General features: G+C 51.7%; 14 protein-coding genes, 4 tRNA genes and 1 rRNA gene. 3 read left to right on the top strand and 16 right to left on the bottom strand.

Translation table 11 applies throughout. The annotated features are described in order from the left end of the window. Positions 1-223 precede the first annotated feature (223 nt). The 15 genes from BSEL_RS02020 to BSEL_RS01950 all read right to left on the bottom strand — a co-directional run bounded on the left by BSEL_RS02020 (position 224) and on the right by BSEL_RS01950 (position 9994). A complete protein-coding gene (locus BSEL_RS02020) occupies positions 224-952 on the bottom strand; it encodes a hypothetical protein (RefSeq protein ID WP_013171346.1) in 729 nt (242 codons plus the stop codon). Further along, positions 949-1815, bottom strand: coding sequence for an ATP-binding cassette domain-containing protein (locus BSEL_RS02015; RefSeq protein WP_013171345.1), 867 nt, complete (start codon positions 1813-1815; stop codon positions 949-951). Before BSEL_RS02015 ends, BSEL_RS02020 begins: the two co-directional genes overlap by 4 nt. Continuing rightward, entirely contained in the window at positions 1812-2186 is a 375-nt protein-coding gene (locus BSEL_RS02010; RefSeq protein ID WP_013171344.1) for a GntR family transcriptional regulator, read from the bottom strand. Before BSEL_RS02010 ends, BSEL_RS02015 begins: the two co-directional genes overlap by 4 nt. Positions 2187-2322: 136 nt before the next feature. Further along, positions 2323-3684: a phosphoglucosamine mutase gene (gene glmM, locus BSEL_RS02005; protein WP_013171343.1), complete on the bottom strand. Its 1362-nt coding sequence runs from the start codon at positions 3682-3684 to the stop codon at positions 2323-2325. A gap of 97 nt (positions 3685-3781) precedes the next feature. Beyond that, positions 3782-5086, bottom strand: coding sequence for a CdaR family protein (locus BSEL_RS02000; protein ID WP_013171342.1), 1305 nt, complete (start codon positions 5084-5086; stop codon positions 3782-3784). Continuing rightward, the gene (gene cdaA, locus BSEL_RS01995) at positions 5079-5897 is read right to left on the bottom strand and encodes a diadenylate cyclase CdaA (protein ID WP_013171341.1); all 819 of its coding nucleotides are present in this window, start codon (positions 5895-5897) and stop codon (positions 5079-5081) included. Before cdaA ends, BSEL_RS02000 begins: the two co-directional genes overlap by 8 nt. Before the next feature lie 271 nt (positions 5898-6168). Further along, on the bottom strand, positions 6169-6825 hold the full coding sequence (locus BSEL_RS01990; protein WP_013171340.1) for a zf-HC2 domain-containing protein: 657 nt from the start codon (positions 6823-6825) through the stop codon (positions 6169-6171). Between the two features lie 15 nt (positions 6826-6840). Further along, complete coding sequence (gene sigW / locus BSEL_RS01985) at positions 6841-7404, bottom strand: RNA polymerase sigma factor SigW (RefSeq protein ID WP_013171339.1); 564 nt, start codon at positions 7402-7404, stop codon at positions 6841-6843. Between the two features lie 211 nt (positions 7405-7615). Beyond that, positions 7616-7690: transfer RNA gene (locus BSEL_RS01980), tRNA-Gln, on the bottom strand. Between the two features lie 4 nt (positions 7691-7694). Further along, positions 7695-7769 (bottom strand) — tRNA-Glu (locus tag BSEL_RS01975). Positions 7770-7794: 25 nt separating this feature from the next. Then, positions 7795-7870, bottom strand: a tRNA-Thr gene (locus BSEL_RS01970). Position 7871: 1 nt separating this feature from the next. Next, positions 7872-7946: transfer RNA gene (locus BSEL_RS01965), tRNA-Asn, on the bottom strand. 9 nt (positions 7947-7955) lie between these two features. Continuing rightward, positions 7956-8072, bottom strand: a 5S ribosomal RNA gene (rrf, locus tag BSEL_RS01960). Between the two features lie 67 nt (positions 8073-8139). Then, positions 8140-8811, bottom strand: coding sequence for a KinB-signaling pathway activation protein (locus tag BSEL_RS01955; RefSeq protein WP_013171338.1), 672 nt, complete (start codon positions 8809-8811; stop codon positions 8140-8142). A gap of 130 nt (positions 8812-8941) precedes the next feature. Beyond that, positions 8942-9994: a P-loop NTPase gene (locus tag BSEL_RS01950; RefSeq protein WP_013171337.1), complete on the bottom strand. Its 1053-nt coding sequence runs from the start codon at positions 9992-9994 to the stop codon at positions 8942-8944. Positions 9995-10188: 194 nt separating this feature from the next. Between BSEL_RS01950 and BSEL_RS01945 the strand changes: the two genes are divergently transcribed. After that, positions 10189-12018, top strand: coding sequence for a UbiD family decarboxylase (locus BSEL_RS01945; RefSeq protein WP_013171336.1), 1830 nt, complete (start codon positions 10189-10191; stop codon positions 12016-12018). A gap of 203 nt (positions 12019-12221) precedes the next feature. Beyond that, entirely contained in the window at positions 12222-13652 is a 1431-nt protein-coding gene (locus tag BSEL_RS01935) for an alanine/glycine:cation symporter family protein (protein WP_013171335.1), read from the top strand. A 69-nt stretch (positions 13653-13721) separates the two neighbouring features. Here the strand turns inward: BSEL_RS01935 and BSEL_RS01930 are convergent, their stop codons facing one another. After that, on the bottom strand, positions 13722-14498 hold the full coding sequence (locus tag BSEL_RS01930; RefSeq protein WP_013171334.1) for a hypothetical protein: 777 nt from the start codon (positions 14496-14498) through the stop codon (positions 13722-13724). 159 nt (positions 14499-14657) lie between these two features. Here BSEL_RS01930 and BSEL_RS01925 point away from each other — a divergent pair, with 159 nt between their 5' ends. Further along, entirely contained in the window at positions 14658-15641 is a 984-nt protein-coding gene (locus BSEL_RS01925) for an aldo/keto reductase (protein WP_013171333.1), read from the top strand. The last annotated feature ends 48 nt before the right edge of the window (positions 15642-15689 follow it).

Below are 15689 nucleotides of genomic sequence, written 5' to 3'. Positions count from 1 at the left end.
GACTGCTTGCTCTGCACTCCGTCCCTCCTTTCTCCTCTTTGAATAGCCTTATCATACACCATTTACGTACATTTGCCTATCTGAAAATGGGCGGCTTTGTGAAACCGCACTGCCTATTTTCCCTCAATATCTTCCATCTGTCAATCCTGTTTTTCTTGGTTGACCGCCTGCAGCATAATTGGCCATCTTCCCTTACAAGGAAAGATGGCCAATGGCAACCTGGTCATTTCACTTTAATCGCCACGTCTGCCGTCAATTTACGGATGATGCCGTAAAGCACACCGAGAATAAGCACCGTCGCAACAAAGGATACCGGCAGGGATCCGCTGAAATCAGCCTCTATCCAGAAGAACAGCCAGATATTGAGCCCCGAATCCCAAAACAGTTCCGTAATCACGTTGAAGAAGATCGCCGCAGGGATCGTCAGCATGCCCACCCAGGTCTTGAACCGGTAGAAGCCGATGGCAATGAGCCAGCCCGTCCCGTAGTAGACCGCTGCAATCAGCGTAAAAATCACGAACCGCCACCCGAGGAACAGCTCATCCGGCAAAAAGTCCACCACTCCGCCGCCGGCAGTGAGCGGTGTCACAGCCGTCAATCCCATCGTCACCGTATGAAGGAGCATCCCAAACAGCATGATCACTCCGGAGACAAGGAACGTGGCCACGGTCGCTCCGATGAAATAATTCCGCCTCGTCACACCCAACTGGACAAAGAGCGGCATCAGATACACCCCGCTGATAATCCCGATGACAAACATAAAGATCTTCGCAGGCTGAAACAAGGAATCCATAAAATGAAGCAGGATGAAGTCCTGGAGCGTCCCGGAAAAGAAGGACCCTGTCAGATATAAAAACCAGACCACCCCGATCAGCCAGTACGCCCACCTCATTTGCATGGAAAACAGGTCGACACCCACTTTCTTTTGAATAGCCGTATTCACACTGCTCATACCTCTTCCTCCTCCGTCATAAAGATAAACAGATCCTGCAGGGAGACCGCTGAGATCTCAATTCCCGCCTCTTTCATTTCCCGAAGCTCCTCTTCATCAGGTCTGTCAAACAGCGTGCAGGCGACCGTCGGACCGAGTTCACGCCTTTGAATGACCTGCTTTCCCTCGACAAAAGCGGCAATCGTGTCTTTATGACCGGTAACGGTGACACCGCGATCTCTGAACGCCTCTGCAGGCTCGTTCACCACGAGCTCACCTCTGTCGAGAATAAGGACGTGGTCAAACAGATAGTCCATTTCCGACACGAGGTGCGTGGACAGGATGATCAGCTTCGGATCACGTTCCTGTTCCTCAACAAGCAATTGATAAAAGCGCTCCCTCCCCGGTGCATCCAGGCCCTGATACGCCTCATCAAAAATCAGGACTTCCGATTGTGAAGCGAGGCCGAGGCAGATTGTAAACGCCGACTGTTTGCCCGTCGACAGGCTGTGAATCGCTTTGTCGAGGGGAACACCGAACCCTTTCAAAAGCGAAAGTGCCCGCTCTTCATCAAACCTCGGCAAATAACGGCCATACAGCTTCACATAATCGGTGACTTTATCCGTTTCATCGGAGTAATCCCGCTGATAGACAAACTGAATCTCGCGCATGAGCGCCTGTTGTTCAAAAGGGTCTTCTCCTTTGTACCGGTACGTGCCCTCCTGCTTCGGAAGGAACGATGCCAAAATCGATAACAGCGTCGTTTTCCCCGCACCGTTTCGGCCGATCAGACCATAGGTCCGGCCTTTCTCCATCGCGAATGAAATATCTTGCAATGCCGACTCTTTTTTAAATCTGTGGGTGAGTCCTTCGACCTCGATCATTGCCCATCACGCTCCTTCCATATCCTGATCATGTGAATAATTTCTTCTTCCGACATGCCAATTTTCTCCGCTTCTTCAAGCATCGGCAGGAGATAATCCTCTTTGAACGCTTCTTTTCTCGTTCCTTGAACCGTTTCTTTTGCACCCTCCTCAACAAACATGCCAACACCCCGTTTCTTATAGACGAGTCCCTCTTCCACGAGGAGGTTAATTCCCTTCGCAACGGTCAGATGATTGACTTTATAAAGCTGCACGAGCTCGTTCGTCGAAGGGATCCGTTCACCGGGCCTCAGCTGATCATGAACGATCAGGGTCTCAATCTTCTCCTTAATCTGAAGGTAGATCGGTTTTTTATCATGAAAGTTCACCATGCTTTTCACCGCACTCTCATATGGTTATATAGTTATGTATATGAGTATATATCACAGATTCCATTCCGTCAATGGGGTACAAAAAACTCCGCCCTGGGATACTGGATCCCGGACGGAGGTGACGTTTTCTGTTCAGTTATTCAATCGAACCCAGTTCACGCTTGACGACCCCGACGATGCCGTCGACGATCTCCTCACACTTCTCACGGCTCGGTGCTTCGGCCATGACCCTGACGAGCGGCTCGGTGCCGGACGGTCGCACAAGAATACGCCCTTCCCCGTTCATGCCCTGTTCGACGGCGCGGATTTCGTCTGCGATCACGTCGTTGTTATGCAAGGCGTGCTTATCAGCAACCCGCACGTTGACCAGCTTCTGCGGATAATGCGACCACTCACTGGCAAGCTCTGAGAGCGTCTTGCCTGTTGCCTTCATGATCTGCACAAGCTGAATACCGCTTAACAGTCCGTCTCCCGTTGTGGAGTGCTCCAGGAAGATAATATGACCGGACTGTTCACCACCAAGAGAGTAGTTCCCTTTGCGCATCTCTTCCATGACGTAACGGTCACCGACGGCTGTCTGTTTTGTCTGAATGCCCGCTTCTTCCAAAGCTTTGTAGAATCCGAGGTTACTCATCACCGTCGAGACGACGGTATCATCCACAAGCCGCCCGTTATCCCGGAGGTATTTCGCCGTGATGTACATAATCTGATCCCCATCGACGATATTGCCTTTTTCATCAACGGCAATCAGACGATCGGCGTCGCCGTCAAAGGCAAGGCCGATATCAGCGCCTTTCTCCTTGACGAGATCCACGAGTCCTTCCGGATGCGTTGAACCGACGCCTGCATTGATATTCACGCCGTTTGGTGAGGAGCCGATGCAGAAAATGTCTTCGGCCTCAAGATCGGCAAACAGGTGGTTCGCCAGTGAAGAAGCCGCCCCGTGCGCACAGTCTATGGCAATCTTGAGACCGCTGAAATCTTCGGACAGCGTCTGTTTTAAGAAGCGGAGGTACTTCTGACCGCCTTCAAAGTAGTCACTGACCGTCCCGATTTCACCGCCAACGGGGCGGGGCAGGTCGTCTTCCATGTCATCTTCCTGATGCAAAAGCCGCTCAATCTCTTCTTCCTGTTCATCAACCAGCTTGAAGCCGTCGGGACCGAAAAATTTAATTCCGTTGTCTTCCACCGGGTTATGCGAAGCGGAAATCATCACACCCGCATCCGCACTCAGTGCTTTCGTCAAATACGCCACACCCGGTGTTGTAATGACGCCAAGGCGCATGACCTCCGCCCCCATGGACAACAGACCTGCGATCAGGGCGCTCTCGAGCATCGGTCCTGATATACGAGGATCCCTTCCGATCAGGATTTTCGGCTTTTCGGTCTCTTTCGTGAGGACGTAACCGCCAAACCGTCCGAGCTTAAACGCCAGCTCAGGCGTCAATTCCTTGTTGGCGATACCTCTCACGCCATCTGTTCCAAAAAACTTACCCATTCCTATCTCTCCCTTACTGATGAGCCCCCTGACTGAGGGAAGCTATTGTATAATCATATGCTCTGGCAGTCTTCATATAAGAAGGATCATCCGGATGTTACGAAGAATCGCTCTCCGGTGTCTCGTCTTCCTCTTCTTCATCATTCGTTTCACTGTTTGAAGCTGTGATGTCACCATTCCCTATTTCAATTACAACGGTAAGCCCTTCATCAACAAAGCGGAGATGCTGAGGGCCGTCAAAGGTGACCGTTACCTCATGCTCGCCCGCTTCAAGATCTTCCACGTCGATGCTTGCCTGAATATCCGAACGCTCCAACCGCTGCAAAAGTTCATCGCTGCCGCTGACGGTTAAGTCAAACATGCCTCCGTCAGGCTCGACAAACGTTACATTCTGTTCATCTGATTCATTCTCCACGATGATCTCGTAATCCTGAAAAACCCGTTCGGATTCTTCAACCACGTCTACGGACACATCGACCGTCTCAGGGTCAACTGACTCCACGCCTTGAGGGACAATGACGTCTTTCTCCGTCACCACACTGCCATCCAATCCTGAAAGGTCAAGAGGATCAAGATCAATGAAACTGATGTCGTTGATCACATCCACCGGTCCGTAAATCGTCACCTCAGACGGATCAAAGGAAATATCATCGATGGCAAGCCCCTCATCAAGCTCCCCTTCCCGCCCGATTCTCACCGGCACGGTTTTATTCGGTGCGGTAATCGGCACGGTAATATCCACCGCAGCCGGGTTTGCTGTCAGTTCCAGTTCCGTTCCGTTGCCGTCGACAAAGACGACAGGGAACGAACCGGATACGTCATTATCAGCGCCTTCCACATTAACGGAGGCTCTCGCACCGGCAATTTGTTCCACAATGCCAATGCCGGCACGGACATCGACCGTGGACGGATCGACAACGGGCTCACCGACCTGGTAGCCTTCGGCAATCATACCTTCGTTCTCAATATCCACTTCAACAGGGAAAGATACAGTCTGCTGTTCCTGAATCACGACACGCACCGTCATCGGAACGATGGAGATAGACAGATCCGCAGGGAATCCCCGGTGCTGCACCCGTTCATAATGCACCCCAGGCTCCTTGTCTGTCAAATCCACAAAGAATTCCTGCTGTCCCTGCGTCACCTGCGAAAAGGTGAGGACGTTCTGCGGTCCCCTTAACGTTGCCTGGACCGTTTCCGGTGCCTCGGTCAACACATAGTTCTCGTCATCATAATACACATTCAGCTGTGCCTCTTCGATCACCCTCGAGCCGTCGGTAATGCCCGGCAGCCCTCCGGTTGTTGTGGTCGTCCCGTCGGAATTGACCATCAGAAACAGCAGAATGGCAATCGCCACCGAGCCGACCTTGATGAACCACTTCTTCTCAAAGAGCTTATCCATTATTTCTCCCTCCCCACTGCCAACGGGAAGTCCCTTTGTCTTCCTCTTTATTCATCAGTTCTTTCTCGAGCATCTTTCGTAAATGGTCCTGATCGAGGTTCCGGTGCAGTTCACCGTTTTTGGTCATGGAGATGGCACCCGTTTCCTCACTGACAACGAGCGTCAGGGCATCCGTCACTTCGCTGACGCCAAGAGCCGCGCGGTGACGCGTACCGAGTTCCTTCGAAATAAACGGATTCTCCGAAAGCGGCAAATAACAGCCCGCTGCGGCGATGCTGCCATTTTGCAGAACGACTGCTCCGTCATGAAGCGGCGCATTCGGGATGAATATATTCGTCATCAGTTCCGTCGTCAGGTTCGCATTCAGCTTGACGCCGGTCTCGATGTAATCGTTCATGCCTGTCTCCCGTTCGATGGAGATCAAAGCCCCGATCCGCCGCTTGCCCATATAGTTCGTGGACTTGATGAGATGTTCGATCATCTCTTCGATCTCCTCTGCATTCGCTGTCGAGGAGCTCTGGAACAGTTTGCCCCGTCCGAGATGTTCCAGGGCACGCCGGAGTTCAGGCTGAAAAATAATGATAATGGCCAGCACACCATAGATGACCGCCTGTTGCATCAGCCACTGCAAGGTATGTAATCCAAAATAGCCACTTAAGAACCATACTGTCAAAATAACGGTGATCCCTTTCACGAGCTGAACCGCCCTCGTCCCGCGGATCACCATAATCAATTTATAAATTACAAAGGCAACAAGGGTTATGTCTACGACAATCGCCACAAGCCGCCAGAACGTCAAGTCTTCAAACATACCTGTTCCTCCAAACCGGATGTATTCCAAGCATTCTTCACCATTATAACATAATGTCCCATGACCGCATGTCCGAATCGATTTTCTCACCCGTCATCCCACGATTTTCGTTATTCCAAAGACAGAGGAAATGCGCACCGCTTATAGAGCGTATGCGCATCCTGAGAACAATCCCCTATAGAAAACTTGGCTTGTCGCCAATCCTCAATGGCGAAAGCCTTAATTGCACTTATACTATAATCCTTTAACGGAGTTAAACATCCCTATAGTTTTATAAAAGCGGGGCAGCATTCTCTTCATGCTCCCCGTCCTGCCCGCCTGGAATGACCTGCCTGAACAGATCCTTCAGTTCATGCCACAGCCAGTTATAAAAACGGTTCACTTCCTGAATCTCTCCTGAGACATGACCCGCCGAGGCGAAAAGATGCTCACCGTTAATGACGGTGATATTCCCCGAGACTTCACCGAGTACCTCCACATCACCATTTCGAATTTCCAGGTCACCGCGGATCACTTCCCCTTCCGGAACAACAACGACACGCCTTTCGTCATCGATATAGAACTGTCCGTCTCCCGTGACGGCAATCTGCTGATCATCCCCGCCAAATCCTGCGGAAAGGCTGATCATAAAGACGAGGAAAAACGTCGCAGCCGTAATGACGAAGGGATGCTGTCGGACCCAGTTCTTCCACTTTGCTGCCGGTTTCTGCTTCGGTAGGCTTGCCATGACGGCATCCGTGAGCTGAGCCGGCGCCTGAAAATGAGAGGCACTCTGTACGATGGCAACGGTTCGCCGGAGATCTGACAGATGCGCGTCGCAGGCCTCACAGGAGCGGACATGCTCTTCAAACTGCCGCTGTTCCAACAGATCCATTTCTTCGTCGAGATACTTATGAATACATGCTGTTTTTTCTTTTGAACAGGCCACTGGTTTCCCCTCCTCTCACGAACTGCCCAGCCGTTTTTTCAGGGCTTCACGGCCTCGGTGAATTCTAGTTTTGACCGTACCGACAGGTAAATTCAAAATCTCGCTGATCTCTTTCAATGATTTATCCTCCAGGTATTTTAAAATGATCGCCGACCGGTATTTCGGCGGCAAAGCCATGATTTCTTTTTGAATCCACTCCTGCTGCTCGAGCTGCACCACCTGTTCCTCAGGGAGAGGCATCTCAGCTGCAAAGTGAGCGTGGTGATCCATCCCGTCCGTCCCGGCAAGCGGATCTTCAAGATGAAAATCCGGTTTCCGTTTCCGAATCCGGTCTATCGTCAGGTTCGTCGTAATCCGAAACAGCCACGTCGAGAATTTCCGATTGATGTCATAGGAATCCAGATTCATATAAGCCCTCAAAAACGCCTCCTGAGCGATATCCTGGGACTCATGCATATTCCCAAGCATCCGGTAGGCAATATGATAGACCTGATCCTTATATAAATCCACCAACTCCGCGTAGGCTTCCTGATTTCCTTTTCGCACTTCGAGAACGAGTTTCTTCACAAGCATATCCATTTACTGATCCTCCGCTTCGGCGGTTACTCCATATACGGGGTACCGTTCCACCAGGTTTCATATCCTTTATTATTCTACCATTTCTAATTGGTGAAAAACGAGTGATATTTCTAGTTATTTGAAGCAGAAGAAAGAAAATAAAAACGGCCTATCCGACGATGGTTCGTCTGATAAGCCGAATGTAACAGTATGTATGTCTCAAAAAAGAAAATGGCAGGGGTAGCAGGATTCGAACCTGCGGTACACGGGATCAAAACCCGATGCCTTACCGCTTGGCTATACCCCTGTATTGGTGACCCGTACGGGATTCGAACCCGTGTTACCGCCGTGAAAGGGCGGTGTCTTAACCACTTGACCAACGGGCCAGTCTTCTGATTTCAGACAAAAAAATGGAGCTTCCTAGCGGGCTTGAACCGCTGACCTCATCCTTACCATGGATGCGCTCTACCAACTGAGCTAAGGAAGCATGGCTCCACAGGTAGGATTCGAACCTACGACCGATCGGTTAACAGCCGATAGCTCTACCACTGAGCTACTGTGGAATAATGAATGCCCGGCGGCGTCCTACTTTCACAGGGGGACAGCCCCCAACTATCATCGGCGCTGAAGAGCTTAACTTCCGTGTTCGGCATGGGAACGGGTGTGACCTCTTCGCTATCGCCACCGGACTATGGAATCCGCTCATGAATCCTCAAGAGCGGACAATGGATATCTTACTATGTCTCCAAGAAAATTTCAAGCGTTTTTCCGGGCTTTTTTGCGATTTTTTTTCGTTTCTTTTTCCCGTTTCCGCTCTTCAAATCCTTCCTTTTCCCATTTGGACCACTGTTCGACCGTCGGCTGTCTGCCGTTTGGCATCTCGTGCAGCCTGTGCAAAACGAGAAGCTGCCACGTGTTGGCAACGAGAAGCGGTACGACCGCATTGATGATAAAGTTCAGATCGTTCCCTGTAAAGGCCGGGATCCACTCAATCATCGTGACGACGTACATGAAGAAAAGCGCCGGAATAAATGCGTGCCGATTCGTATCTTTCGCCTTCAGATAGGCGACAATCAGCGCATAGACCAACAACAGGGTCGGCATAATCGCGTAGCCGAGCATCGTCTCATCATCCGTCGCAAAGAAATAATGCCGAAAGAACATCAGATCGAAAAAGGCAAACGCAATAATGACAAGTTGGACTTTATTCCATAACGACACGGACTTAAACATTCCGAGTCCGAAGCGGTGAATCGTTAAATACGCAAAGAAACCCATCTGTGCGATCACGGTCCAAAGCGCCGCCGTCACAATCACCATGAAATAACCGCCGATCCCCTGGATCAGCCCGATGATTGTTCCTGCAACGGTACCGATAAGTAACGTTGACCAAAACAAAAAGACTACTTTCCTGGCGTTCACAGCCATACCCCCAATCCTCTTAAAACCACCTTCCATTGTATCAAATCCGGGAGACAATGCGCCACTTTTATTCCTCACCGAAACTTATGAAAAACCCCGGACATCCTCACTCGAGGAGCATCCGGGGCGTACGTGCTTATTTTGCTGTTTTCTCAATGACCTGCTTGGCCATGTCCATGTAAATCTTCCCGATCGGATGCTCCTGGTCATAGACCGATGGCGCGAAGACCTCCTCATCAAAGTCCGGCTGTCCGAGTGGAATCTGGGCAAGCACCTCAGAATGCAGCTCTTCGGCAAGCTTTTGTCCGCCGCCTGTACCGAAGACATACTCTTTCTCACCGGTCACCTTGCTTTCGAAGTAGGCCATGTTCTCCACGACACCCAAAATCTCGTGATCGGTCTTCAGTGCCATCGCACCGGCACGGGCTGCAACAAATGCGGCCGTTGCGTGAGGTGTGGTGACGACAATCTCTTTGGACGTCGGCAGCATGGAGTGCACATCGAGTGCCACATCTCCCGTTCCCGGCGGCAAGTCGAGAATCAGGTAGTCGAGATCATCCCATTCCACTTCACTGAAGAAGTTGTTCAGCATCTTCCCGAGCATCGGTCCGCGCCAGATGATCGGTGAGTTGTCTTCCACGAAGAAGCCCATGGAAATCACCTGTACATCAAAGCGTGTCACCGGGTAAATGCGCTGCCCGACAACCTTCGGACGCTCTTCAATTCCCATCATATCCGGTACGCTGAAGCCGTAGATATCCGCATCGATGATCCCGACTTTTTTGCCCTGACGTGCAAGAGATGTAGCGAGATTGACGGATACCGTCGATTTCCCGACACCGCCCTTCCCGCTCGTCACGGCGATGAAGGTCGTGCGGTCCGTGCGGTCAAGGAGTGATTCACTCGCAGCTTCCTCCGACTGCCCGCCGTGTTCAGCCAACACCTCATCCGGCAGTTTCTCAAAACGAAGTCCGACCGATTCCGCGCCCGCCGTTTTGACAGCGTTGACAACTTCCTGCTGAAGCTGCATCTGTTCCGCCGTTCCCGGTTCAGCAATCGCCAGCTTCAGACTGACGAGGTTTTCTTTGATCTTCAAATCCTTCACTGAATCCAAATCCAACAGACCGACACCGAGGTGCGGGTCTTTAATCGGCTTCAGTGCATCCAGTACCTGTTGTTCTGTTAACATGAAGACACCATCCTTTTATCTGTTCCCATTGATATTTACACGAACTTACGATTTCCATTATAACATAGATGATTTCCATTTACGGTGATTCCGATCACAAAAGTTCATCCCTGCATTTTCTGTTCAATTCGAGTAAAATGAAAGAGGACACTCACGAAAACAAAACCGACATCAATCAGGAGGTATCGCCCACTATGTTTGAAAACATGAAAGCCTGTATCGAAGATCTCGAAAAGCACGGTCATCTCCTTCGGATCAAAGAAGAAGTCGATCCGCACCTCGAAATGGCGTCCATTCACCTGAAGACCTATGCTGCCGGTGGACCGGCCCTGTATTTTGAAAATGTAAAGGGCTCAAAGTACCCGGCCGTATCCAACCTCTTCGGCACCCTCGAGCGGAGTAAATTCATCTTCCGCCACACCCTCGAAGGGGTCCAGAAAGTCATCGCGCTCCGCGACGATCCGATGTATGCACTGAAGCACCCGTTGCAAAATGTTTCAAGCGGCTTTTCTGCGGTGAAGGCCCTGCCGATGAAAAAACCGGCCCACGCCATTCACGACACCCACGACGAGATCCAAATCGAGGACCTGCCGCAGATCAAATCATGGCCTAAAGACGGCGGCGCCTTCGTGACACTGCCCCAGGTCTACTCCGAAGACCCGGATAAACCGGGTCCGATGAACGCCAACCTCGGCATGTACCGGGTTCAGCTGTCCGGCAACGATTACAAGATGAATGAAGAAGTCGGTATTCATTATCAGATCCACCGCGGGATCGGGATTCATCAGTCAAAGGCTGCCCAAAGAGGAGAGCCCTTGAAAGTCAGCATATTCGTTGGCGGACCGCCGGCGCACACGATCGCGTCGGTCATGCCTCTCCCGGAAGGACTGAGTGAGATTCTCTTTGCCGGACTTTTGTCCGGACGCCGCTTCCGCCATACGTATATCGACGGGTACTGCGTGAGCCTTGACGCTGATTTTGTCATCACCGGCGAGATCTATCCGGATGAAACGAAGCCTGAGGGACCGTTCGGGGATCACCTCGGTTATTACAGCCTCACCCACGAATTTCCGGTCATGCGCGTGCACAAAGTTTTCGCCAGACGGGACGCGGTCTGGCCGTTCACCGTCGTCGGCAGACCGCCGCAGGAGGATACGTCTTTTGGTGATCTGATTCATGAGCTGACCGGCGAAGCCATCAAGTCGGAGATTCCGGGCGTCCAGGAAGTCCATGCCATCGATGCGGCAGGTGTACACCCGCTCCTGTTCGTAATCGGAAGCGAGCGGTACACGCCGTTTGACGAAGTCGACCGTCCGCAGGAGCTCCTCACCATCGCCAATCGGGTGCTCGGAACGAACCAGCTCAGTCTCGCGAAATACCTCTGGATCACTGCCGAGAAAGATCAGCCCCTTGATACCCATGACGAGGCGGGCTTCATGCAGTATATTCTCGAGCGCCTCGAGCTGAGAAGAGACCTGCATTTCCAGACGAAGACCACCATCGACACCCTCGACTACTCCGGGGAAGGGCTGAACGAAGGCAGTAAAGTGGTCCTCGCCGCCTACGGCAAACAGCGTCGCGAGCTTGCGAAGGTTATCCCGGATTCATTGAAGGACGTTACTGCGCCGTTCACAAATGCCAACCTCGTCATGCCGGGCATCGTCGCCGTTGAAGGGCCTGCCTACGGCCACGCCGATAAAGCGAAAACCGACATGGAGACCCTCTCGAAGTCCCTGTCAGCTGCCCGCGATCTTGACGGCGTGCCGATGATCGTCGTGGTGGATGACGCCAGCTTCACAAGCGCCACGCTGAACAACTTCGTCTGGGTGACATTCACAAGAAGCAATCCGTCACATGACATGTACGGCGTCAACGAAGCCATCGTCAATAAGCACTGGGGCTGTGACGCGATGATCATCGATGCCCGGCGCAAACCGCATCATGCACCGCCTCTCATCGCAGATCCGGAGACGGAACAGAACGTTGCCGCATTCTTTGATCGCATGGCGAAAGGGGAGTATTGATCCCATCCATATTTAATTGAGCTGGTGTTTATCTGTCTTAAAAAAATATATTCAGAACTGTCCAGGAAAGAGCCGGTTTAGGGCTCTTTCCTTTTTCATCTAAATTATCGTGAAATAAATCACAAAAACTTAAAAAGCCTTGACCGATTTCCAAATACTCTCTATGATTAGTCTTATTCGAATTAAACTGGAGGTAATTGTAAATGGAAGCCACTCTCATTCATACCATCATCCTTGATGGCGTCAACAGCCTTGTCGACTGGGGCAACAACCTGCTATGGACATACATATTAATCGGGCTGTTAATCGGGCTCGGTGTTTATTTCACGTTTGCGACGAAATTCGTTCAGTTTCGCCTGTTTAAAGAAATGTTCCGGGTCATCACTGAGAAAAAAGACGGCACGAACGGCATTTCTCCTTTTCAGGCCTTCACCATCAGTACGGCATCGCGCGTTGGAACAGGCAATCTCACCGGTGTCGCCCTCGCGATCTCAATCGGCGGGCCGGGCGCTGTATTCTGGATGTGGATGGTCGCGATCATCGGGATGGCGACTGCATTTATCGAAAGTACCCTTGCACAGGTCTACAAAGTCCGCGACGGTGATCAGTTTCGGGGCGGACCGGCCTATTACATGGAAAAAGCCATCGGAAGCCGGGCTCTTGGGGTCGTTTTTGCCATCCTTCTCACCCTTTGTTTCGGCCTCGTCTTCAATGCCGTGCAGGCCAACACCATTGCCGATGCCTTTGACGGTGCATTCGGCTTTAATCCGCTTTATATGGGAATCGTCATCGCCGCAGTCGCCGGGATCGTGATCTTCGGCGGGGTAAGGCGAATTGCCAGAGTCACACAGATTGTCGTTCCTTTCATGGCTGTCGCCTATTTGCTGATTGCCACCTATGTGGTCATCACCAATTTCGCTCTTATTCCTGACGTCTTTATGCTGATTGTGTCCAATGCATTCGGCGTCGGTGAGATCATCGGGGGCGGTGTAGGCGCTGCGATTATGCAAGGAGTCCGGCGCGGTCTCTTCTCCAATGAGGCCGGGATGGGCAGTGTGCCAAACGCTGCTGCAACAGCAAACGTCAGCCATCCGGCAAAACAAGGGCTCGTCCAGAGTCTTGGTGTCTTCTTCGATACGATCATCATCTGCTCGGCCACCGCGTTTCTCATCCTGCTCACTGACGTTTATACGGTGGACGGCGCTGAAGGCATTCAGCTCACACAGGATGCCATGAGTGCGCATGTCGGAGAATGGGCCGTTTACTTTGTCGCCATCGCGATTTTATTCTTCGCCTTCATTTCCATCATCGGGAACTATTATTACGGCGAGACGAATATTGAATTCATCCGTTCCAACTCAAACTGGCTTTATGCCTACCGTTTTGCAGTCATAGGCATGGTGATTTTCGGTTCCGTTGCGCAGGTGGGGCTCGTATGGAACCTTGCCGACCTCTTTATGGGGCTCATGGCCGTGCTGAACCTGATCGCGATCTTCCTGATCGGCAAAGTTGCCCTGGCTGTCCTGAACGACTACACCACTCAGCTTGATTCAGGGAAGAATCCGGTCTTTAAGGCGAGCCATATTCCTGATTTAAAACACGCAGAGTGCTGGGAAGATGAGCAGTCATCCTGATTGCTGCACACCCTGTTTTAAAAACCATCCACCCACAGCCAATCATCGGCTCGGGCGGATGGTTTTGTTTTACGGATAACGGAGCACGTCAAAATCATTGAGCTGATCCTGACGCCTGAACTGCCTGAAGTCCTGCCGGTTCTTCTTTAACAGCTGTTCATAGGTAAGGTGCTTCGTCTTCTTTGCTTCCTCCTGCATTGCCGCTTCATTCTCCATAAAGGCCTGGAAAAAGACCTGCTGGTTCGTCGTCAATGCCGTCCAGAGCCCCTGTTCTTCCATCGCACTTCGCCATGTCCTTAGCACGCCGGTGCCGTCTGCGAGCTCGTGAAGCATGACTTTCTGCGTCGCATCTAAATCACTTGCCGCCTCCACTGCGATCTCGAGATCCTCTTCTGTCAGCGCACGGTCCTTCTCCTGCACAGCCGTATAGTGCCCGGAGAAATCCTCATAGATCTTCCGGAATTTCAACTGAAACGTCAACAACCTGTCGATATAGGCATACCCTTCATCCAGACTCTCATGAGGGGCTTCATCCATCTTTTTCAGAGGCACCCTAAAGAAGGCCAGATCGACTTTTGCTTTCATCTGATTGTCTTCCTGTATATGTTCCACGAGCCGGTAGAACGTATACAGAAATTTATGCGCCCGTTTCACATCGTTCGGCGCTTCTTCCTCATCGGAAAAAACGGCTGATGCCACCGGTCGCCGCATCCTTACGTAGTCCATCAGATAATAATCCCGGCCGTGGATATCCACAGGCAGAGGATACAGATACATCTTCTCAAAAGGGCGTTTGTACCTTCTCCCCTTTCGCTTTACCACTCGTCTTGGATCATTCCAGAACATACACGTCACTCTCTCCGCATTTTCTTTTCAGTGTACCATGAAAGAAAGATGCTTTGAACATCCCCGCGACCGGTGAACATCTCCAGCTATTTTCCCGTTTGCCACACCGTCAGGAAGGGAAATGGAAGATGATAACACATACAGACAGGAGTGGTGTACATGACAGCGATTCGTAAACGGACACTCGGTAACACGGAAATCAGGATCTCCCCAATTGGTCTCGGCTGCTGGCAGTTCAGTAACGGCAATGGCTTAGTGGGCAAATTCTGGCCGGACATGGAACAGAGTGCAATCAATAAGGTGGTCCGCGAATCCCTCGACGGCGGGATCAACTGGTTCGACACTGCGGAAGTCTACGGCAAAGGCAACTCGGAGAGAGCGCTGAACGACGCCCTCGACGCCGTTCAGAAGGAGGACGAGGAAGCCTTGATCGCGACCAAATGGTGGCCCGCATTCAGGCGGAGTTCTTCCATCATTAACACCTTTGAAGAGCGTCGTATCGCCCTTGGAGGCAGACATGTCGACCTCCACCAGGTGCACCAGCCATTCTCCTTCAGCTCCCCCGCCGACGAAATGCACGCCATGGCGGATCTGATGGATGAGGGAAAAATCGGCTCGGCAGGCGTCAGCAACTTCAATCTCAAACAGATGAAAGAAGCGCACGAAACCCTTCAGGAACGGGGATACGGCCTTGCCTCCAACCAGGTGAAATACAGCCTCCTCGACCGGCGCATCGAAGAAAACGGCATCCTCGATTACGCCAAAGAACAGAACATCACCATCATCGCCTATTCCCCCCTTGAACAGGGGATTCTGTCCGGCAAGTACCACCGCAACCCCGATCTCGTCAAGAAAATTCAAGGCCCGAGAAAGCTCGCCCCGAATTTCCGGCCTAAGGGCATGAAACGGACAGAACCGCTCATCACCCTGATGAGGCGTCTCGCCGAAGACTACGACGTATCCCCGACACAGATCGCCCTGAACTGGCTCATTCACCAGCACGGGGACACGGTTGTCGCCATTCCGGGGGCATCGAAGACCCATCACGCCACGGAAAACATCCGGACGATGCAGTTTGAACTGTCGAGTACCGACCTCTTCGCCCTCGATCAGATGGCCAAACGTGTCGTCGAGAAGCAATGATTCACGAAATCGTCGATAGGCGCATACGCGTTGCATGCGGTATACTGA

This window comes from [Bacillus] selenitireducens MLS10, from assembly GCF_000093085.1.
In the GTDB taxonomy this organism is placed as follows: domain Bacteria; phylum Bacillota; class Bacilli; order Bacillales; family Salisediminibacteriaceae; genus Salisediminibacterium; species Salisediminibacterium selenitireducens.
This window is presented reverse-complemented; position numbering and strand designations above follow the sequence as displayed.